This is a genomic window from Lapidilactobacillus salsurivasis (genome assembly GCF_054785215.1).
In genome coordinates this window covers 1-22,125 of sequence record NZ_BAAABI010000001.1, presented here as the reverse complement: position 1 = coordinate 22,125, position 22,125 = coordinate 1, and the positions used below count along the sequence as shown (strand labels likewise).

The following is a 22,125-nucleotide window of genomic DNA, read 5'->3' as shown; positions in this document are numbered from 1 at the left end:
GCAATTGATTGCGGGACTTATTTGTTGGCTTGGCGTTTGTTCTTCACAAAGAAGAACAGGCCCAGACTGATTCCCAACAGGACGATTCCTGAGAGAACAATTGTTTTCACCATTGACTGATTTTCATGTTCATCAGCTTGTGGGAGGTTATCTGTATTTTTTTTGGATGTTTGCGACTTGCCCGTTGCTGAGGAAGCTTTCTTGCTGGAAGTTTCCTTGCCGGTCGACTGATTGCCAGCACTGCCTAAACGTTGATAGATCAAAATCGTGGTCTTATCTTTGGCGGAACCGCTACCTGCTGGTTCCGGGCCGGTGAAACGCAGGTATTCATAGCCAGGAATGTTGAATAAATTACCGGTATAAGGCTGTCCGTAGGCTGGTCGAGTTGTGTAATCAGCGTGGATCGTTTTGCCTTTGGTGTCTTGATATTTCAAGGTGATCAAGCCACATTGGCGGTTCATCAAGGTCCAGACTGATTCACGTGCGGCGTCGACTTCGTTAGGTTTAGCTTGGTTTTGGGCCAACAGGTTTTGCAGCTTCTGTGTCGCTGTTTTAACTTCAGCCTTGGCCTGAGCAGACATTGTAGGGTCAACGGCGAATTTATCGGCGTAATCAAGCGCGCCTAAAGCCTCTTCAACGGCCATCGCTAATTTCGGTTCAGCCGTCATTATGGCTAGGGGATCATAGTCGGGCAGGCTGGCGGTGCTGGCAACACCAGCGGCGCCCAGGAGAACTTGGTTGACGGCTAAAGGAGACGTGGCTTGATCGATTGCTTTCCGTTTGGTAGCTAACCAGCTGCTCCCTAGTTGTTGAGAATGTTGATAATAATAGCGAGTGGCTGCGGTCGTTGCCCAACCCTGAGCAGTATCTAACATGCTGTCACCAAGTCCGGTTTGGAGGCAATAGGCGGTGAACAGATCGGTTTTAGTGATCAGGAAATCACTGGCAGTAGCCTGAGTCAGTTCTTTAGTGGTATCAGCATTGGCAGCAGGACCCACAAACAAAGTCTTGCCTGCCTTGGTGAAAGCTGCTTGCAACAGTTTGACCGTTTGAGCTTGCGTGCTGGTCAATTTGGTGCCAGCTGGTAAAGCTAAGCCGGCCAGCGTCGTTGGTTGTACTTCAGTCTTGATCAGTTCCTGCGCTAAAGCCGTCACGACAGTTGCCGTTGGAATTTCAGTAGCGGTGGCCCAATCGCCTAATAATTGCTTTAGCGTCACGGCCTGATAAACTTGCGTCCCTTGTGCCGCCCATTTGGTGATTTGACCAGATGTTTGCAACTGTTGCTTGAAACTGGTTTGTTGCGCAGCAGTTAGCGTATCCAGCGGGTTCAAGACAATTTGTTGATTGCCCACTGGTAATTGGTCCAAAGTAAGCCAACTACCCGAAACCGCCTTATCTTGTGCCACTGGATAATAAAGTGTTGTCCCAGTGACTGTTGCTGCCGATCTTGCTTGTAAGACATGGGTTGGTTGAGCCCGCAACCCTAATGTCATGATGACCGCTAACCCAATGGCTAGCAGTGCCCGTGTTTTCTTCATTATGCCCTCCCGTAATGCTTCTGAAATATTTGTAACATAATTGTAACTAAAGTATAGCATACCGGTTATCTGAATGAAAGGGCTTATTCAGATAGTAACAAATAATGTTACCAGAAAACCCTGGTGTCAGCTTGCGGGGCGCTTCTTCTAGTGACGATATCAAAAAAACGAGCCTCGCGGTTTTACGCGAGACTCGTTTGTCTGGGTCTGAGTGTGGCTATTGTTCGCCAGCGGCAGGGTACTAAAGCGCGTTCTTCTCGTTGCGGATCGTTTCCCCAGTTTGCAGGTCATCGATTTCGACGACGCGATATTGCTTGCGCTCCAAACGGTCAACGATTTCGGCCAAGGTTTTTGGCTTGAGGCCTGCCGGTAGTGTGATCAATGTTCGCCGAACAAAGGTGCCTTTTTTCGCATCTAAAGTTAGGATACCGGCGATCGAAGTATACTTGGAAATGATCTTGGACATTTCAAAGAGGTCGCCTTGTTGTCCCGTCGACATAATTGTCAAAACATAACTGCCGATATTCAAATTCCATGCTTCTGATAACATCCCTAGTAATTTCGCGTGGGTTAGGATACCATAGAAATTATGGTTTTCGTCTAAGACCGCGATGTACGGCAAATCCTTGATATTGAAAAAGACCTTAAAGAAAGGTGAATCGATATCAATGGTTTTCGTGGCATTCTTGAGTAAGTAAGTCACAGGTAGTTGCATATTGCCGCCTTGAGATTTATGGCGGTAGATATGCATTTTATAAATATTCCCGCGGAAAATACGGCCGCTTTCATCGAGAATCGGCACGCACCGGAAACCAGAATCTTCGAGGATCTGTAGCGCTTCCTCTAAGGTGGCATTCTCCTTAACAGTGGTGAGTTGATCTTTCTTCAAAACTAAGGTCTTGATTAACATGGGACTCCTCCTCAAACAAACGTCTTATCGCTGTAATCATAACATAAAAACGGAAATTTTAAAATATATGAGAAGTTTATTATACCACTAATCGGCAGTTTAATGTGAGGTAAATGAGAATATGCGCAATGAAATGATGGATCAACCAGTAATCGCGTCTGACGTACTGAAATTTATGCGGATGCAGCCTTTGCCACTGAGCCCACAACTAGAACGAATCGAGCAGGATGCAACCACTAGTCGGATCCCGATCGTGCCGCGAGAAACAGCGGTTTATTTATATCAAGTTGTTCAACAACATCAGCCACAACGAATTCTGGAAGTGGGCACGGCCATCGGTTTTTCCGCCGCGTTATTTGTTGAGGCCAGCCAACGGCGCGCTCAGGTGACCACAATCGACCGCTTCCCAAATTTTTATGAGCAGGCGCAAGCCAATTGGGCAGCATTGGGTTATCAGGAGGATATTGATTTACTGATTGGCGATGCCGCCGATATCTTGCCAACCCTGACTGGGCCTTATCAACTGATTTTTCTTGATGCGGCCAAGGCGCAGTATATCAAATTCCTACCAGAAGCCCTGCGTCTCCTGGCACCAACGGGCATGCTTTTGATCGATGACGTGCTCCAAGGTGGCAGTGTTTTTGCCGCCGATAGTACGATTCGTCACCGAAATAAGGGGATCCATCGGAATCTGAATCGCCTTTTTGACAGCGTCTATCAAGATCCGCGACTGTTGGTCAGCATGTTGCCATTAGGTGATGGGGTCTTACAAATTACCTGGCGTGACTCGACCGACGTGGCGGCATCACGTCACGCTTAACATAAGTTACAGACCGACAACAACGAATAGTATGCAGAAAGATAAGGTGCTTTCATGGTTAAATATTTGGCGCTGTTCCTTTTGATTGCACTTATGCTGATACCTATTGGCGTTAAGAAACACAATAAAAAAGTGTTTATCACTGTCCTCACAGTTGATAAGCACTTTTTTAGTCATGAAATTGATTTAGAAAACGATGACGGCTGTTCCTTTAGGCACTAGTTCGAAGACTTGCGCCATGACCTTGGGTGGCGTGTTGATACAGCCATGGGAGCCATGAGTCTTGTACCAGTCGCCACCATACTTCGGTTGCCAAGAAGAATCGTGGATGCCAACGCCGGTGGTATCGATTGGCATCCAATAGCTAACGGGTGAGGCGTAACTACTGCCATCATTATTCTTCCCTTTGAGGGTCGAATTCCGTTCCTTAGCCCAAACGGACCAGACGCCGACCGGAGTATCCTGCCCGGGCTGGCCAGTGACGATATCTGTGCTAACCTTCAATGCGCCATTGATATAGACATACATGTGTTGGTTGACTTTATCAACTTCGACATACGTATTGCCAATATCTGTGCCATCTTTAGAGTAGCCACTACCTTGAATCGTTGGTGTCCGCGTAAAGTCTTTTCCAGCTAAAACCACGCTGGTCAAATTAGCGGTCTCGGCGCTGACGTTGATACTCCAGCCGTAGATTCCTGCAGGAACTGAAACGATCCCCCGTTTAGTTGACTGGAAACGTCGGGTCTTATTATAGGTGGCATACTTGCTATTTAATTCCCGAAGATAATTACCGACGGAGGTCTGATCTAAGGTTGGTTGCCCATTCTGATAAGTCAACCAAGTACGGATCATGCTCGAGGTGATTTTTTCGGTCTGCCCAGCAATCGTATAGGTCCCGGAGACCTTTTCGATCTTAGCGACTTGCTTGAGTGCTGTTTGCATCTCGCTGGAGCTCTTGGTAATGGCTGGTTTGATGTAAACACTAGTTGCCTGAATCTGACGTTGCCCTTTGCTGATGGCGGTTTTCATCGAGCTCATCAGTTTCTCCGCGTCGATTTGATTACCTTGAACTTCCGCCTTGATCTTGAACCCGTTATCGGTTTTGATCAGCGTCGCATTCTTGGTCACCGAACGATTCTGGTTCAGGGATTGCGTGGTCTTATTGACGAACGCCTGAAGATTTGCCGTACTGTATGTGACGTTATTCTTCGTTTGGTCTGTCCCGGCTTGGACTTTCGAACTCAAGGCCCATGAATTCTGTTGGGCCATGATCTTCTTCAAGGTGGTGCCAGTTTGCTGGGTCAACCCCAATTCCTTGCCACTGATCGTCGCCAATTCTTTCTTGTCATCGAGCAGTTGATATTGAGAATTTTGCAATTCGTCGGTCAACTTTTGCTTGGCCTCAGCGTAAGTCAATTTACTGATATTGACATTTTCCACTTCTGTTTTGGGCAGAAAATGATCCTGATAGTAAACCCCATGATGGATGTAAAGCCCACCAAAAAGTAAAACAAGACCGAAACTCGCAGCCGCTAGAATGATTTTGTTTTTCTTTCGCATCAAGAAACACCTGCTTTTTCATTTACTTGTGATAAGTCTATTGTAACAGCTTTTTCGGCGACACCCTAATATTCCTGCTTCCCGACGACATTATGTCTACTGTCGAAAGCGGTGCGAAAGGGCGCCACATCAGAGTTACAATGGTCTATAACGAGATTGTAACACATGTAATATATTTGTAAAGGTTCGATTTGAACCATTGCTTTCTTCGTTTCAGTAAAAACGATGTTCAGACGAATAAAGGCTGAACCAAAACATTAAAGTTTTGATTCAGCCCGATATTGCAATATAAGCGCAAGTTTCTAACGCGAAGAGATTATTGACGAGTTTCGATTTCGCCCTTAGCGAAAGCGTCATCCAAAATCTTCTTCAATTGTTTAGCAGATGCTTGCATTGATTCTTGTTCGTGGTCAGTTAATGGAATTTCCAAGATGTTTTGGATCCCATCACGGTTGATCACGGCAGGACTACCGATATAAATATCGCTTAAGCCATATTGACCATCCATATAAACAGACAATGGCAAAACAGCGTTCTCGTCATCGAGGATCGCCCGAGTGATCCGAGCTAAAGCCGTAGCGATACCATAGAAAGTAGCGCCCTTCAAGTTAATGATCGTGTATGCCGCGTCACGAACTGATTCAAACATATCAACCAATTTAGTTTCATCGATCTCAGGATGTTGCTTGACCCATTCAGCAATCTTGATCCCAGCGATGTTAGCGTGTGACCAAACTGCGAATTCAGTGTCGCCATGTTCGCCCATGATGTAGGCATGGACGGAACGCGCGTCAACGTTGACCAATTCAGCGATTGATTGACGTAAACGAGCAGTATCCAAAGAAGTACCAGAACCAACGACACGTTCTTTAGGGAAGCCTGATAATTTCCAAGTCGCGTAAGTTAAAATATCAACTGGGTTAGCAGCAACTAAGAAGATGCCTTTGAAGCCAGACTCAACGATTGGATCAACGATCGACTTCAAGATCTTCAAGTTCTTGTTGACCAAGTCCAAACGAGTTTCGCCTGGTTTTTGAGGAGCGCCGGCAGTGATGACAACAACGTCAGCGTCTTTAGCGTCTGAGTATTCAGCAGAATAGATTTGTTTAGGTTGGGTAAATGGTAATGCATTAGAAAGGTCAATCGCATCACCCTTGGTCTTGTCCTTAGCGATATCGACAATTCCGATTTCTTGGGCGATTCCTTGTAATACTAACGCGTAAGCATAACTAGAGCCGACAGCACCGTCGCCGACCAGCAATACTTTTTGGCGTTCTTTGATCTTTGCGTTTGACATGTATAATTCATCCTTTCGTGTGTGAACGTATTTACTTTGTAAGTATAACACATTTACGACTGTTTGGTAGAGAAAATTACCCACAATCATGAAAAAGATTAAATGGCGGTTTCCGTTATTGCTATCACAATGTTTCAGCTCTGGTGAAAAATATAAAAGATAATCAGAAAACGTTTTCAGTAAAATTTCACAGTTTGGTTAGTACACTTTATTGTCGCTGTATCAACAAACTGACCCGCCACCTCCTTACCTGTATAGCTATTTCTGTTGGCCCAAACCGCACATTCACCCACATTATACCGATTCTCGCGCGATAAGTGGAATAGAACGACTTATTCAAATTACCAAGAAACAGTCATCGACCTGCTCCTATCATTCGGGCCTGCAGTTATTTGAAATCAACTTTGATGGCGCATTGATATTTGAGCCTGATTGCTGTGGGGGTGTGTTGGTTGGGTTCAGGTGTGACAGATTCAACAGATTCAGTGGATTCACAATTTTGTCTTATTTCTTCAGGTAAGCTGTGCTGGTGTCACCAATTTGAAGATTGTAACCACTAACCACGATCGTCAATTGCGTGGCTCCTCAGCAATTGACCATAACTTTGCCAGTTGGCGCGAACGCTCAAACGACTGTCAAAAACTTGAGCGGCTGGAGCGGATCGTGGTGCTGAAACTTGTTAACCTGCCTATCTGGTTGCTAGGCAGAATTGAGCCTTTCTGCAATCAAGGCGAAGGGTTTGGCGAAGTAGTTTTGCAAGCTAGAGGTCAAAACGATGGCCCACTTTAAGGTGGTACGGCAATGCCAACTGATTAGGATCAGCTGGTTGGTACAGGTTGCGTTGGTTGAACATCTTTACCTGCTTCATAGACAATCATTGGTGAAATCGACCGATTCGGTTGCTTCATCAAGAACCTGCCCCAGTTCATCAGACAGACTGCCCTGGTGTCGCCAATTTAAAGCTGGTGACCACTAACCACGGTCGTCAATTGCGTGGCTCCTCATCAATTGGCCATAGCCTGCCGGATGGCGTGAGTGCTCAAACGGCTGTTATAACGTTGAGCGGCTGGAGCGGAGAAATTCGGGGTGAGATCGCCGTGTCGTTATTCTTAGCGGCTTTGCCGCTTAGAATAAGGCTCAGCTTTGAGATTCGCGGGCTTTGCGAAGCTCAAAGTGACGCCCACAGCGAGCTCACCCCGAATTTCGCAGCGCAAGCTGCGGACAAGCTACATTAATCAAGTTCCGCCTCCAAAATCTTTGCTAGGCTAATGCTCAGAAGCTACCCGGGGTGGCTCGCACTCTGTTATTGAAACGTGATGCACGCAACTGACTTTTCCGCTTAACTACGCCAGACTTCCGGAGGCAAAGACCAGCCTCCAAAACTCTGGCTAGGTTAATGCTCAAAGTCAACCCGTTGCGTTCCGCACTCTGTTTTTGTGGGCGAGTTGTGCTATAATTTTGTTACGGAACTGGGGTTTGCCTAAAAAACGCCAGCTTTTTGTGATGTGGCCACTGGATCATTGCAGTGGTTATTTGTGGTTAGTGATCACAGCGGCCGTCATCAACATGAAAGACGAGGTAGAGAAATATGAAAATGATCGTTGGGTTAGGCAACCCAGGTAGTAAGTACGCCCACACCAAGCACAATGTTGGTTTCGATACGCTGGATCAGTTGGCGCAAGCGTTGCAGGTATCAGTTAGCAAGAATGAATTCTCGGCGTTAACGGGCACCTTGAAGGTTGGTTCGGAAAAGATCATGCTGGTCAAACCGCTAACTTATATGAATGATTCAGGTCGGGCGGTTGGTCAATTGGCCCAATATTATCAGTTTTATCCCGAGGAAATTGCGGTGATCCAGGATGATCTTGATTTGGCCTTGGCCAAGCTACGTTTACGGACCCATGGTGCTTCCGGTGGGCACAACGGGATCAAGAGTATTATCAGCGCTTTGGGAACTGATCATTTCAACCGGGTCAAGATCGGGATCCAACATCCCCAGCGGCAGAAAGTGGTTGATTGGGTTTTGTCGCCTTTCACCGGGGATGAACGGATCGCGATTGAACAAACGATGGATCGCGCCACCACCGCGCTTAGCAAATGGAGTGTGGATGATGTTGACTTTGCGGCGTTGATGAACGAATTTAATTAGGCGGCCGGAAATTAGCCTGGCCGCTGATGGATTTCTACTGGTAAACCACAAAGGAGGCAGTCATTTGTGGATCTGATCGATTATTTCCAAACTCAAACGAAAATGGCGACGCATTTCACCGATTGGGCCGCGCCAAAACGTCGCTTGGTGACCGGTCTTAATGGCTCGGCGGAAGCTGTTTATTTGGCGGCAATGGTTCGTAGCCAGCAAGCGCCGGTTTTGTTTGTGACCGATAATGGGTTTCACGCCAATCAATTTGTCGATGATCTGACCGCCTTATTGGGGGACGATCAGGTCTATTATTTTCCTGTTGAGGAAGTTATCGCTGCGCAGGGGGCGACAAGTTCGCCGGAGTTTCAAAGCTTGCGGATCGAGGCCTTGGCTTTTTTGTTGAGCCAGCGGCCGGGAATCGTGGTGACGTCGGTGGCGGGGGCTCGCTATCAGTTGCCTGTGCCAGCAACTTTTGCGGCGGCGAAATTGGTCTTGCGCCAAGATGAGGATTTAGATCTGACCCAACTACCGGAGCAATTGGTACTGATGGGTTATCGGCGGGAGAAGTTGGTCGCCAATCCTGGGGAGTTCGCGATCCGCGGGGACATTATCGATATTTACCCGTTGATGGCCGCGGATCCGGTCCGGCTGGAGTTGTTTGGCGACACAATTGATGGCATTCGTTATTTCGACAGTGCCAGTCAGCGCAGTATCGAGAATCTAAGCGAGCTGACGGTTTTGCCAGCGACAGATCTGCTGGCCGATCAAGCGACCCGCCAAGCTACCGGGCGCGCCTTGGCCCAGGCGGTCACTCAGGCCACTGCGGCATTACCGAAGAATAAAAAGAAGGAACGAGCCGCCTTAACGGAGCATTTCGCGCCGACAATCGCGCAGTTCAATGAAGGCATTTTGCCGGAGAATGCGGGCCTGTTCGTCGACTTCCTATATAAAGAGACCACGACCATCAGCGCTTACTTGGCGACAACCGGCTTTGTGGTCTTTGACGACTATGCCCGGTTACTGGAGAAAACCGATGCGATGGACGCGGAATTAGCCAGTTGGCAAACGGATCAGCTGGCCTTGCAGCATTTATTGCCCGACCAGCAGTTTCGCCCAGATTTCCGTGAGGTCAACCGGCAGCTCCAACAACGCCAGCTCCACTTGGCCCTGTTTCAAAAAGGGCTAGGCAGTCTGCGCTTTGAACGGATCGAGCAGGTCCAGATCCGCACGGTCCAGCAGTTCTTCAGTCAAATGCCCCTGATCAAAACCGAAATGGATCGGTGGCATAAGCAACTGCGGACTGTGCTGGTCTTGATTCCCGAGGCTGGCCGCCGCATTCGCTTGCAACAAACCTTCGCTGATTTTGAAGTTCAGATCGCTTTGACCGAGCAGGACCAGATCCAGCCCCAGGCACTGCAATTGATCGCCGGCAGTTTGCGAAATGGATTTGAGGTGCCAGACGCAAATCTCGTGGTGCTCACGGAGCGGGAGCTGTTCAATCGCATCAAGAAGAAGACCCCACCGCGTCGTCAGACAATGGCCAACGCCGAGCGACTTCGGAGTTACAACGAGCTGAAGCCTGGCGATTACGTGGTTCACGTCAATCACGGGATCGGTCGGTTTGAGGGCATGCAAACCATGACCGTGGATGGGGTTCATCGTGATTATTTATCGATTGCTTACCAAGATAACGCGAAGCTCTTCATTCCCGTCGATCAGCTGAATTTAGTTAGCAAATATGTGTCGGCTGAAGGTAAGGAACCGCGGATCAACCGGCTTGGTGGTAGCGAGTGGCAGAAAACTAAGCAGAAGGTGGCCAGTCGGATCGAGGATATCGCGGATGACTTGATCCAGTTGTATGCGCAGCGCCAAGCGGAAAAGGGGTTTGCTTTTGCTGCGGATGATGATTTGCAGCAGCAGTTTGAATCGGAGTTTCCTTATGTGGAAACGGCCGATCAATTACGGAGTACGGCGGAGGTCAAGGCCGACATGGAGCGGGCGCAACCAATGGATCGGCTTCTAGTCGGCGATGTGGGTTTTGGTAAAACAGAGGTCGCGTTGCGCGCGGCCTTTAAGGCGGTCATGAGTAACAAACAAGTGGCCTTTCTAGTGCCGACAACGATTTTGGCGCAGCAACATTTCGACACGATGAAGGATCGGTTTACCGATTTCCCAATCAGAGTGGCGATGATGTCCCGCTTCCAAACCGCGGCGGAAAATCGCGAAACGATCAAGCGGTTGAAGAATGGTCAGGTCGATATTGTTGTGGGCACCCATCGAATCTTGTCCCAAGATGTCCGCTTCGCTGATTTGGGACTTTTGATCATTGACGAAGAACAACGCTTTGGCGTCAAACACAAGGAGAAGCTGAAGCAGTTGAAGGCGTCGGTGGATGTTTTAACGCTGACGGCCACGCCAATACCGCGGACGTTGCATATGTCGATGTTGGGCGTGCGTGATCTATCGGTGATCGAAACGCCGCCAACCAATCGCTATCCGATTCAGACCTATGTGATGGAACAAAACGCCGGGGCGATTCGTGAGGCGATCCAGCGGGAAATCGAACGCAACGGGCAGGTTTTCTATTTGCACAATCGGGTGGATGACATTGAGCGGACGGTTGATCAACTGCAAGCCTTAGTCCCGGAAGCGACGATCGCCTTCGCTCATGGGCAAATGACTGAAAATCAATTGGAAAACGTCATTTATAACTTTATCAACGGTGATTATGATATTCTAGTAACAACCACGATTATTGAAACTGGCGTCGATATGCCCAATGCCAATACTTTGATTGTGGAGAACGCGGATCGTTATGGCTTATCACAGCTATATCAATTGCGCGGGCGAGTAGGCCGTTCCAGCCGGATTGCCTACGCGTATTTTATGTATCAACAGAACAAGGTTTTGACCGAGATTGGGGAGAAACGCTTGCAGGCAATCAAGGACTTTACTGAATTGGGCTCCGGCTTCAAAATCGCGATGCGCGACTTGTCAATTCGTGGCGCCGGTAATTTGTTAGGCAAGCAGCAACATGGGTTCATCAATTCGGTCGGCTTCGATCTTTATTCGCAAATGTTGAACGCGGCGGTGCGGCAACGCCAACATCAACCGACTGCGCCGCAGACAGATGCGGAACTGGTTTTGGATGTGGAAGCCTATCTGCCTGAGGATTATGTTGAAGATAGCCGGCAGAAGATCGAGCTGTATAAGCGGATCCGTCAGGTGGAGTCAACCGACGAATTAGCGGAGATCCAAGCTGACTTGATTGACCGGTTCGGTGATTATCCGGAGCCAGTGGCCAACTTATTGCTGATCGGTCATTTGAAAATGCTGTCCGATCGGTTGTTGCTGCAAACGATCAAACAAGATGGTCGCAAAGTCATCGTGACCTTTAGTCCAGCGGGGACCAAGCGGTTAAATGGTGAGGAACTATTCGCCACGTTCGCGGTCTTGAATTACCATGTGGATGTTAAAATCACGGAGACCAAGTGCTATCAAATCACGATTCAACTAGACCGACCGTTACCACCAGCGGCTAAGTGGGTGGCGGATCTCATCAAATTTCTCGAAGCAGTGCAAAAAACAGTTTTACTGAAAAATAAAGGAGTCGATCAACATGCGTCTTGATAAATATTTAAAGGTTTCTCGTCTGATCAAACGACGGACAGTTGCTAAGGAGATTGCCGATAAAGGGCGAATCACGATCAATGGTAAAGTGGCTAAATCATCCAGCGACGTGGGAATTGGCGATGAACTTAGCTTGTTGTTTGGCAACAAGACCCTGGTCGTCCAAGTGACCCGCATCGTCGAGACCACTAAAAAGGCTGATGCGGAAGAAATGTATACGGTCATCAGCGACACACCGCGGGTCTAGATTTCAATCTGAGCAGGTTTAAGGTTGATGCTGTGGTTTTTCAGTTTTTTGGCGGATCGGGCGCAACTTTTCGTCCGGCGTATGCTATACTCAAAGGTAGATGTCGTCGCACTGTGGTCTGAGGGAGTGAGCACATGGAAGCACCAAAACGTCGCTTTGATTCGAAAATCACCAATCTCAATAATCAGTATATTCAGGAACAACAGGAACAAGAAGCGTTGGCCAAACATCAACGTTTCGTTCGCCGGGTCCATCGCCGGCGCCTGCTGTTTTTAGGCGTGCTGGTGCTGATATTCGCAGCTTTGCTGGGTAATCAGTGGTTGCGTTCGCAGCGGACCCAGCGGACTTTACAGGCGAATATTGCAGTGCAACAGCAGAAGCTGAAGAAGGCACAGCAGCAGCAGGAGGATTTGCAGATCCAGGTCGATCAGTTACACGATGCTGACTATTTGGATAAGCTGATCCGCTATAAATATGATTATTCGAAAAAAGGCGAGGTTATTTTCACATTGCCTGATAACGAAGGACAGACCACGTCGTCAAATCCCAAAAATTAGTTTTAAATGGATTTGTTCGGTGGTATACTAAGATAACAATAAGTGGTATCCAAGGAGGATTTTGGGGTATATGGCAGTTGAAATTGGGTCGAAAGTTACTGGTAAGGTAACTGGGATCACCAACTTCGGAGCATTCGTCGATCTAGGTTCTGGTAAAAGCGGGCTGGTTCATATCAGTGAGATCTCTAATCAATATGTTAAAGATATTCATGACGTGTTGAGCGTTGGCGATGTTGTGACAGTAAAGGTTGTTTCAGAACAGAACGGAAAGATTGGTCTATCGATCAAGCAGGCTAGTGAGGAACAACCTGCCGCCGCCACCCACGCGAAGCCGGTCCATCATGATCGGCCGCGCCGTGAGCGACATGAATCAGAAGGTAGCAACAATAATTGGCGTCGGAACAACAATAATAACAATGGTGGTCATCCAGGCCATCAGGATTTCGATAGTATGTTGTCTGGTTTCTTGAAAGACAGCGAAGATCGCCTGACTGCGATCAAACGTAATACTGAGGGCAAACGTGGTGGCCGTGGCGGTCGCCGGAGCTAATCAGGATGTAATGGGTAAAGATAAGACGTGCCCCGCTATTTTGGCGGATCAAGGTCGACTTGTTTTTACCTTTTTTGATTACAGTGAAAACGAAGAGAAGGGGAGCGGTTCATTGCAAGCATCATTGTCAACTCGGTTTGCGCGCCATTGGGCAACGATGACGGCGAAGTTATCGCCGCTACCATCGGTTGTGGTGGCCTTTTCCGGTGGGGTTGATTCGGTGGTATTGGTTGAATTGTTGCGCTCCTTGCCCGCGGCTCAACGGCCCCACCTGAAATTGGCGTACTTCAATCATCAGTTGCGCGCCGACAGCGAGCATGAAGCGGCTTTTGTGCAACAGTTTGCCCAACAGCGCCACTTGCCGTTGGTCACAGGTCGCTGGCAGCGTGAAAAATCAACGCCAGTGACCGAGGCCAATGCCCGGGCGGCCCGTTACCAATTCTTGACTGCAACTTTAGCGGCAGAGGATCATCCGGTATTACTGACGGCTCATCATCAGGACGATTTGTTCGAGTCGATCTTGCTGCAATTGATTCGCAGCGGTGGTGTGGCCGAAATGCCCGGGCTGCAACCGCAGATGCCCTTTGCCGGTGGGCTCTTATTACGGCCCATGTTGCCCTTTAGCAAGGCGGAAATTCGGGCATACGCGCAGGCCGGCAAGTTGACGCATATTGAAGATGGCACCAATCAAACCATGTTTACGCAACGGAACCGGTTGCGGCTTACGGTAGTTCCAGAGTTGAAGCGAGAAAACAACCAATTATTGGCTCATGGCAGCCGCTTTGCGACGGAATTAGTCGCGCTGCGGGAACTGGCTGCCCAGACCACAGCCAGCGTGATTGATGCCATGGCGGTCATGCTGACGGAAACTGGCTTACGCGGTCAATTGCCGCCAGCGTTGACTGGCTTGTCTCCAACGGCGGCGCAGATGGTTTGGCAAGCTTTCTGGCAACGGTATTTTCCACAGCGACCGCGGCTCAAGCAAGGGGTGCTGCAAGCATTAACGCGGCTGACCCAGGCGGCTCAAGGTCATCATCAGGTGGATCTGGGACAAGGGTGGCAGTTGCAGCAGTCTTACCAGAAGTTCAGGATTTTAACGCCAACGGACCCAGTGGCGCCTGGCACGACCGCGGCCGCCGCAAGTCAGGCGGCGCCAACTGGGCAAGCACTACCACTAGATCAGTGGATCCAGGTTGCCGGTGGGGCGTTGGGCGCTTTTACTTCCAGACCCGACGTCGATATTGATCTAGCCGGCTCACATCAGGCGATTATCCAAGTGCCCCCAGCGACCACAACCTTGTGGTGGCGGTATTCCCAGCCCGGCGATTGCTTAGAGTTGGCTCAAGGTCAGCATCAGAAATTACGGCGGCGTTTGATCGACGCGAAGGTTCCTTTGGACCGCCGTGCGCAGCTTTGGCTGTTGACAGCGGCCAATAAAATCGTCTGGGTTGAGAATATCTTCAATTATAAATTGTCGAAAGCCCCAGAAACTGCTAAAATCATTTATGTATTGTGGCGACACGATCAGTAGCCAAAACAAATACCCATTTTAAGGAGAACGAGATGCGCGAAGATATTGAAAAGGTCATTGTTTCCCAGGGGGAGATCCAGGAAGCAGTTGCTCGACTTGGTAAAGAGATCCAAACTGATTATGTTGGAAAGGTGCCGATTTTCATTTGCATCTTGAAAGGCGCGGTGGTCTTTATGACGGATCTGATTCGCGCTTATGATGCGCCAGCGGAAATCGAATTTATGGATGTATCCAGCTATGGTGATGCTTTCGAGTCCAGTGGCGAAGTCCGGATCTTGAAAGACTTAGATATTCCTGTCAACGGTCGTGATTTGATCATTGTGGAAGATATCATTGATACTGGTCGGACCTTGGAAGCGCTGATCAAGTTGTTGAAGACGCGCGGCGCTAGCTCGATCAAGATCTGCTCATTTCTTGATAAGCCAGCGCGCCGTTTGATCAATGTTCATGTCGATTATACCGGCGTGCTCGTTCCCGATGAGTTTCTGGTCGGCTATGGTCTTGACTACAAGAATCAGTATCGTAATCTGCCTTATGTGGGCGTTCTGAAGCCAATCATCTATTCTTGATTTTTTGGACAAATCAAGGTCTTAGTTATTGGTCAAAAATGGTCAAATATGGTATGATTACAGCATTCGATTATGCTCAATCAATCGATTTATTCAGGAGGTCATAAATGAAAAATAACCGTAATCGCCTATTAAATAGCGGTTTGTTTTACATTTTGATGTTTGTTGCCATCGTTGCGGGGATCAGTTTCTTCTTTAATCGCGGGAACAGTGGCAATACCCAAAATGTCAGCACGACCAAGTTCGTGACAGAATTGAAGTCAAATAAAGTCAAAGAGTTCACAGTTCAACCTGCCAATGGGGTCTACTCGATCCGTGGCGAGTATAGCAAGCCGATTACCAAGAAAGCATCAAGTGGTGCGCTTTTTGGTGGCACAACCTCGACTGTGGTTACTGGCTTTACGACATCTTTACTGCCTAATGATGGGTCGTTGAAGCAAATCACTGAATTGGCGCAAAGTGAGGGTGTGACGATGCACGCCCAAGAAGAGTCACAATCCAGTGTTTGGATCAGTTCGCTCTTCATGCTGCTCCCAACGATTTTGCTCTTCGTTTTCTTCTATTTCATGATGAATCAAGCTGGCCAAGGTGGCGGCGGTGGCGGCAATGGCCGTGGCGTCATGAGTTTTGGCAAGTCTAAGGCTAAACCAGAAGACCCCCAGAAAAACAAAGTTCGTTTCTCTGATGTCGCTGGCGCTGAAGAAGAGAAACAAGAGTTGGTCGAAGTTGTTGAATTTCTGAAGAACCCGAAGAAGTTCAGCGCCTTAGGAGCACGAATTCCCAAGGGTGTTCTGCTTGAGGGGCCTCCGGGTACTGGTAAAACATTACTTGCCCGCGCGGTTGCTGGCGAAGCAGGCGTGCCGTTCTTCTCGATCTCTGGTTCTGATTTCGTCGAAATGTTCGTCGGTGTTGGGGCTTCACGAGTGCGGGATCTGTTTGATAACGCCAAAAAGAATGCGCCAGCAATCATCTTTATTGATGAAATCGATGCTGTCGGTCGTCAACGTGGCGCCGGCATGGGTGGCGGTCATGATGAGCGGGAACAAACCTTGAACCAATTACTGGTTGAAATGGACGGGTTTACCGGCAATGAAGGCGTCATCGTCATCGCGGCCACGAACCGTTCTGATGTTTTGGATCCGGCCTTACTACGTCCTGGTCGTTTTGACCGGAAGATTTTGGTCGGGCGTCCTGACGTAAAGGGTCGCGAAGCCATCTTGAAAGTTCATGCCAAGAATAAACCATTGGCCGATGATGTTGACTTGAAAGTGATTGCCCAACAAACACCAGGTTTTGTCGGGGCCGATTTGGAAAACGTTCTGAACGAAGCTGCCTTAGTTGCTGCGCGGCGGAATAAGACCAAGATCGATGCTGCCGATGTTGATGAAGCCGAAGATCGGGTGATCGCGGGACCGGCGAAACGGGACCGGGTCATCAGTACGAAAGAACGCACGATGGTGGCTTACCACGAAGCCGGCCATGCTTTGGTTGGGTTAGTGTTGAGCGATTCCAGGGTCGTTCGTAAGGTGACGATCGTGCCGCGTGGCCGCGCTGGTGGTTATGCGATCATGTTGCCGCGTGATGATCAGTTCCTTTTGACGAAGAAGGAATTGAACGAGCAAATCGTTGGTTTAATGGGTGGCCGGACGGCGGAAGAGTTGATTTTCAACTCGCTATCGACCGGTGCGTCGAATGACTTCGAGCAGGCAACCCAAATCGCCCGCGGGATGGTCACTCAATATGGGATGACTGACCGTTTAGGGACGGTTGCCTTGGAAAGCGAAGGTCAGCCATTCGTTGGTGCCGAATACGGCCAACGACCACCATACTCGGAAACAACAGCGGCGGCGATTGACGATGAAGTGCGCGAGATCATTAACGCGGCTCATGATGAGGCGCGCGAGATCATCAGCAGCCATCATGAACAACATAAGCTGATTGCTGAAGCGTTGCTTAAGTATGAAACCTTGGATGAAAAGGAAATTCTTAGTTTGTTCAACGATGGCAAGATGCCGGAACGGGATAGCAATTTGTATCCTAGCGAGCACGCGCAGACGTTTGAAGAAGCCAAGCGTGCCTTGGAGCAAAAGGACGCGCAATCTGATCAGTCAGAGAGCGCGGATCAGCCGAAGGACGGCGACGCGAAAGCGGCCGACCAAGCGGACCAATCAGCGAAGAGTGAAACCGATCAGCCTAAGCAGGACACACCGGCTGCAGAGCAGGAGCCGACCGAGCCTCATACCGAGGCGGCCGCTCAGTCTGAACCGGCGAAACCCGCTGACTCAGCTACGGCAACTACAAGCTCTGATCCAAGCAGTGAAAGTGATCAGACAGCAGATAAGAATGCTGACTCAAAGCAAGATGAGCCTAAATAGTTTTCGTTTGAAGCCTGAATGGCAACATTCAGGCTTTTTTGATCGGCCGGTTCTGGGCGATCCATTTGCAGTTGCTAGCATTCTGTGAAAAATGAATGAATCGAGTTGACTGGTATTTTTTGTGAAAATACGCTAATATACTAAGTTAGAGTTTTCAGAAATGAGGGATTGAATTGGCAGATCATCTTATCAAAGCAATTACCACTGACGGCGCCTTTCGAATGTTGGCGGTTGATGCCAGCGCCTTAGTCGGTTCGGCTCAGCGGCGTCACGATACTTGGCCCGCTGCGACCGCTGCCTTGGGGCGGACCTTGACGGGCACGTTGTTGCTGAGTAGCGCCTTGCTCAAAGAACCTGAGACAATGACGGTTCGGATCCAAGGCGACGGTCCCGTGGGCATGATCGTGGCGGATGGCAACGCCAAGGGGCAAGTGAAGGGGTACCTTAGCCATCCCCAGGTCAATTTGCCCGCGACGCCATTAGGCAAAATCGATGTGCGTCGGGCGGTCGGTACCCAGGGATCATTAAGCGTGACCAAAGATCTTGGGTTGAAGGAACCTTTCACCGGGCAAGTACCCTTGGTTTCGGGCGAAATTGCCGAAGATTTTACGTATTATCTGGCCAAGTCAGAACAAATCCCGTCGGCCATGGGGTTATCGGTCTTTGTTGATCCCGACGGCAGTGTGGCAGTGGCTGGTGGCTTTCTGATCCAGACTTTGCCCGCGGCGACGGCGGAACAATTGGCGGCGTTGGAAAGCAGGTTGCAACAATTGCCGCTAGTTTCCGATCTTCTACGCCAGGGACAAACACCAACGCAATTGTTACAGCAGATTTTTGGCGTGACGCCGATCAAGGTGTTGGCTGAGATGCCGGTTAGTTTCCACTGTGATTGTAGCAAGGACCGTTTCAGTCGAGCCTTGGCGACGCTATCATCTAGCGAATTACAAGCGATGATCACCGAAGATCATGGCGCTGAAGCGGTTTGTAAGTTTTGCGGGGCCCACTATCAGTTTAGCGAAACCGAACTACGACAAATCATTGCAGCAAAGACGTCATCAAAGTAATTGTCAATTAACCGGACTGCTTTGCGTTGGTAAATGAGTCTTTCTCGAAAGTAAATTGGCGATCAGTTGGTTCTGGCGAAGTTAATGCTTGGATTTTAGCCTTTTTTCGAGGGTGAGGTTGCGTTCACCCTGGTTTTTTTGCTAAGATTAAGCGAATCTAGATTAGGAGCGTTAAAAGTAATGGAATGGCAGATCGGAAATGTGACGATTCCTAACCAAGTTGTTGTCGCCCCAATGGCGGGGATCACCAACTCGGCGTTTCGAATGGTTGCCAAAGAGTTCGGCGCGGGCTTGGTTGTTTGCGAAATGATCAGCGACCGCGGCATCATGTATCACAATCAGAAAACATTGGATATGTTGTTCGTGGATCCGCAAGAACATCCCATCAGTATTCAGATTTTTGGTGGCACGAAGGAAACCTTGGTCAATGCGGCGAAGTTTATTGATCAGAATACCAAGGCGGATATCATTGATATCAACTTGGGCTGCCCGGTTCCCAAAGTCACGAAAACAGACGCCGGGGCCAAGTGGTTATTGGACCCGGACAAAGTTTATGAGATGGTGGCAGCTGTCGTGGCCGCCGTTGACAAACCGGTCACGGTCAAGATGCGAACAGGTTGGGATGATGATCACATTTATGCGGTCAAAAACGCCCAGGCGGTTGAGCGGGCTGGGGCAGCGGCCTTGGCGATGCACGGGCGAACCCGGAAGCAGCTTTACATGGGGCACGCCGATTGGCATATTTTGGCGGAAGTGCGGCAGCATTTGACGATCCCGTTCATGGGCAACGGCGATGTCCGTACCCCCGAAGATGCCAAAAGAATGTTAGATGAAGTTGGCTGTGACGCGGTCATGGTCGGGCGTGCGGCGCTAGGAAATCCTTGGGTGCTGCGGGCGATCGAGCATTATTTGGCTAGTGGTGAATTATTACCGGAACCGACACCCCGGGAAAAGATTGCGACGGCTAAGGAACAGTTGGCCCGGTTGGTCGCGCTTAAAGGTGAGCAGATCGCGGTTCCCGAATTCCGCCAACAGGCTGCCTATTATTTGAAGGGGATCCCCCGGGCCGCCAAAACCAAGGCGGCCGTAAATGAAGTTTTGACCCAGGCGGAAGTCGATCGGATTTTTGATGATTTCGTTGTTAGTTATGAAGCAAGAGAAGCCGAAAAAGCGGCGCAATAAGGATAGAGAGAGGTAGTATCAGTGGCAAATCAGGGAAATAAGCTTAGCAAAGCCGATAAGGAAATGAATGATCAATTGGTCGTACGGCGGGAGAAAATGGAGGCCTTAAGGGAACAGGGAATCGATCCTTTTGGCACGGCCTTCAAACGGAGTCACTTGGCTGAACAACTGCACACCGAGTTTGGCGACACCGCCAAAGAAACGTTGGAGGCAGAAGTTCCGGTAGTGACGATCGCTGGGCGCATGGTCTCTAAACGTGGTAAAGGTAAGGTTGGCTTCGCGGATCTGCGCGATCGGAGTGGCCGGATCCAAATCTATGTCCGCAAAGATGTTGTGGGTGAAGAGAACTACCAAATTTTCAAGAAGGCGGATTTAGGCGACTTTCTTGGCGTGACCGGTGAAGTCATGAAAACCGATACCGGCGAATTGACGATCAAGGCAAGTCACGTGACCTTTTTGACCAAGGCCCTCCGTCCGTTACCCGATAAGTATCATGGACTCAGCAATGTTGAGCAGATCTATCGGCAACGTTATTTGGACCTGATCGCCAACGAGGATAGTTTCGACCGGTTCATCAAGCGGAGTAAAATCATTAAAGCTGTGCGGGAATATTTGGATAATCATCAGTTTACCGAAGTTGAAACCTCATCTTTGCACGTGCAGGTTGGTGGCGCCAATGCCCGGCCATTCATTACCCATCACAACGCGCTAGATATTGACCTTTATTTGCGGATCGCCCTTGAATTACAGCTGAAGCGGCTGATTGTTGGGGGCATGGAACGCGTTTATGAAATCGGTCGGGTCTATCGTAATGAAGGAATCGATACCCGCCACAACCCTGAGTTCACGATGTTGGAGACTTACGCGGCTTATTTCGATTTCCGTGATGTCATGGACGAAACTGAAGGAATTTTCCGTTACGCGGCGCAAAAAGTTTTGGGTAGTGGCAAGTTTACGTATCAGGGCCAGGCAGTTAATTTGGATCAACCTTTTGACCGTATTCATATGGTTGATGCGATCAAGAATCAAACCGGGGTCGATTTCTGGCAACCGATGACTCTAGCGCAGGCTCGCCAAGTGGCTGACGAGCATCATGTCCACTATGAGGCTTATTGGGAAGTTGGTCATATTATCAATGAATTCTTCGAACAGTTCGTGGAAGAGACCTTGCAGACCCCGACTTTCGTTTATGGTCACCCAATCGAAGTCTCACCATTAGCGAAGAAGAACGTTGACGATCCCCGCTTTACGGATCGGTTTGAGCTCTTTATTTTAGGCACGGAATATGCCAACGCCTTCTCCGAATTGAACGATCCAATCGATCAACGGGCCCGCTTTGAAGCCCAGGAAGCAGAACACGAGGCCGGTAATGACGAGGCGCATGGCGTCGACTACGACTTCATTGAGGCGTTGGAATACGGCATGCCACCAACAGGCGGATTAGGAATTGGTATTGATCGTTTAGTGATGCTCTTGACTGACGCGCCATCGATCCGTGACGTGTTACTCTTCCCAACGATGCGGCCTACCGCAGAGTAAAGCATGATTTAAGGGCGGTTTTGCGCCTGAATGCTCTATTTTCAGAAAAAACAAAAAAGATTTATCACCGATTTTGGTGGTAAATCTTTTTTATTGTTCAGGAATCAAGCAATCTTTTAGTGGGTAACGTGAGGCAAATAATCCGGCGCCGGCTATTGACGAACTTAATTTCAAAAGGAGCCATTTAAGTTCGTATTTGCGGCTAAAAAATAAGTGTTGACGAATCAGCTGGAAATTGATAAGATAGTTTTTGTTGCGAAATAGCGATTATCGAAGCGCTTCATTCATTGTTCTAACAACCTTTTCTGAAAAAGTTGTTGACAAGGAATTGACCGCGTGCTAAGATATAAAAGTTGCTTTTGCGACAAGGTAGACCTTTGAAAACTGAACAAAGTTTCGATAAATGTGCAGGGTCGATAACGATTTCGGTCGTTATCTACAAAGAACATTTGCGAAGTCAATTCGCTAGTTAATGGATTTAAAATTGAGTCTAACTCAAACTTTTATATGAGAGTTTGATCCTGGCTCAGGATGAACGCTGGCGGCGTGCCTAATACATGCAAGTCGAACGAGTTTCGACATTTACGGAAGATGCTTGCATCGGAAGAAAATG

The 22,125-nt window shown here is 48.9% G+C and carries 18 protein-coding genes and 1 rRNA gene; 15 read left to right on the top strand and 4 right to left on the bottom strand.

From position 1 onward, the window contains the following. Positions 1-17 precede the first annotated feature (17 nt). Positions 18-1,538 (bottom strand): MucBP domain-containing protein, encoded by a 1,521-nt coding sequence (locus tag ACYVSB_RS00095; protein WP_461217924.1) that lies wholly within the window; start codon positions 1,536-1,538, stop codon positions 18-20. A gap of 241 nt (positions 1,539-1,779) precedes the next feature. Next, on the bottom strand, positions 1,780-2,448 hold the full coding sequence (gene cbpA / locus ACYVSB_RS00090; protein WP_125597037.1) for a cyclic di-AMP binding protein CbpA: 669 nt from the start codon (positions 2,446-2,448) through the stop codon (positions 1,780-1,782). Positions 2,449-2,569: 121 nt separating this feature from the next. On the opposite strand from cbpA, the gene ACYVSB_RS00085 reads away from it, so the two are divergent. Beyond that, positions 2,570-3,268, top strand: a complete 699-nt coding sequence (locus tag ACYVSB_RS00085) for an O-methyltransferase (protein WP_461217923.1) — start codon at positions 2,570-2,572, stop codon at positions 3,266-3,268. A gap of 186 nt (positions 3,269-3,454) precedes the next feature. Here ACYVSB_RS00085 and ACYVSB_RS00080 read toward each other — a convergent pair whose 3' ends face one another. Together ACYVSB_RS00080 and ACYVSB_RS00075 are read right to left on the bottom strand one after the other, a co-directional pair. Further along, positions 3,455-4,831 carry a L,D-transpeptidase family protein gene (locus ACYVSB_RS00080; protein ID WP_461217922.1) on the bottom strand — a complete coding sequence of 459 codons (1,377 nt, stop codon included), beginning with the start codon at positions 4,829-4,831 and terminating at the stop codon, positions 3,455-3,457. Positions 4,832-5,147: 316 nt separating this feature from the next. Then, positions 5,148-6,128 carry an L-lactate dehydrogenase gene (locus tag ACYVSB_RS00075; RefSeq protein ID WP_125597029.1) on the bottom strand — a complete coding sequence of 327 codons (981 nt, stop codon included), beginning with the start codon at positions 6,126-6,128 and terminating at the stop codon, positions 5,148-5,150. Positions 6,129-6,668: 540 nt separating this feature from the next. On the opposite strand from ACYVSB_RS00075, the gene ACYVSB_RS00070 reads away from it, so the two are divergent. The 14 genes from ACYVSB_RS00070 to ACYVSB_RS00005 form a co-directional block, all read left to right on the top strand. Then, positions 6,669-6,917, top strand: a complete 249-nt coding sequence (locus tag ACYVSB_RS00070) for a hypothetical protein (RefSeq protein ID WP_125597026.1) — start codon at positions 6,669-6,671, stop codon at positions 6,915-6,917. 110 nt (positions 6,918-7,027) lie between these two features. After that, on the top strand, positions 7,028-7,363 hold the full coding sequence (locus tag ACYVSB_RS00065) for a hypothetical protein (RefSeq protein WP_125597023.1): 336 nt from the start codon (positions 7,028-7,030) through the stop codon (positions 7,361-7,363). A 353-nt stretch (positions 7,364-7,716) separates the two neighbouring features. Further along, entirely contained in the window at positions 7,717-8,277 is a 561-nt protein-coding gene (gene pth / locus ACYVSB_RS00060) for an aminoacyl-tRNA hydrolase (protein ID WP_125597020.1), read from the top strand. A 66-nt stretch (positions 8,278-8,343) separates the two neighbouring features. Next, positions 8,344-11,898: a transcription-repair coupling factor gene (gene mfd / locus ACYVSB_RS00055; protein WP_461217921.1), complete on the top strand. Its 3,555-nt coding sequence runs from the start codon at positions 8,344-8,346 to the stop codon at positions 11,896-11,898. Next, positions 11,888-12,145, top strand: coding sequence for an RNA-binding S4 domain-containing protein (locus tag ACYVSB_RS00050; RefSeq protein ID WP_125597017.1), 258 nt, complete (start codon positions 11,888-11,890; stop codon positions 12,143-12,145). The genes mfd and ACYVSB_RS00050 overlap by 11 nt, the downstream gene beginning before the upstream one ends. Before the next feature lie 134 nt (positions 12,146-12,279). After that, positions 12,280-12,702: an FtsB family cell division protein gene (locus tag ACYVSB_RS00045; protein ID WP_125597014.1), complete on the top strand. Its 423-nt coding sequence runs from the start codon at positions 12,280-12,282 to the stop codon at positions 12,700-12,702. 70 nt (positions 12,703-12,772) lie between these two features. Further along, the gene (locus tag ACYVSB_RS00040) at positions 12,773-13,252 is read left to right on the top strand and encodes a S1 domain-containing RNA-binding protein (RefSeq protein ID WP_125597011.1); all 480 of its coding nucleotides are present in this window, start codon (positions 12,773-12,775) and stop codon (positions 13,250-13,252) included. Positions 13,253-13,262: 10 nt separating this feature from the next. Next, a complete protein-coding gene (gene tilS / locus ACYVSB_RS00035; protein WP_125597008.1) occupies positions 13,263-14,783 on the top strand; it encodes a tRNA lysidine(34) synthetase TilS in 1,521 nt (506 codons plus the stop codon). Between the two features lie 32 nt (positions 14,784-14,815). After that, positions 14,816-15,352: a hypoxanthine phosphoribosyltransferase gene (gene hpt, locus ACYVSB_RS00030; RefSeq protein ID WP_125597005.1), complete on the top strand. Its 537-nt coding sequence runs from the start codon at positions 14,816-14,818 to the stop codon at positions 15,350-15,352. Positions 15,353-15,459: 107 nt separating this feature from the next. Continuing rightward, entirely contained in the window at positions 15,460-17,727 is a 2,268-nt protein-coding gene (gene ftsH / locus ACYVSB_RS00025) for an ATP-dependent zinc metalloprotease FtsH (RefSeq protein ID WP_125597003.1), read from the top strand. 173 nt (positions 17,728-17,900) lie between these two features. Beyond that, a complete protein-coding gene (gene hslO, locus ACYVSB_RS00020) occupies positions 17,901-18,791 on the top strand; it encodes an Hsp33 family molecular chaperone HslO (RefSeq protein ID WP_125597000.1) in 891 nt (296 codons plus the stop codon). 180 nt (positions 18,792-18,971) lie between these two features. Continuing rightward, on the top strand, positions 18,972-19,973 hold the full coding sequence (gene dusB, locus ACYVSB_RS00015; protein WP_125596997.1) for a tRNA dihydrouridine synthase DusB: 1,002 nt from the start codon (positions 18,972-18,974) through the stop codon (positions 19,971-19,973). Between the two features lie 63 nt (positions 19,974-20,036). After that, positions 20,037-21,512: a lysine--tRNA ligase gene (gene lysS / locus ACYVSB_RS00010; protein ID WP_125597407.1), complete on the top strand. Its 1,476-nt coding sequence runs from the start codon at positions 20,037-20,039 to the stop codon at positions 21,510-21,512. A 503-nt stretch (positions 21,513-22,015) separates the two neighbouring features. Next, positions 22,016-22,125 (top strand): 16S ribosomal RNA (locus ACYVSB_RS00005); the annotation flags it as partial.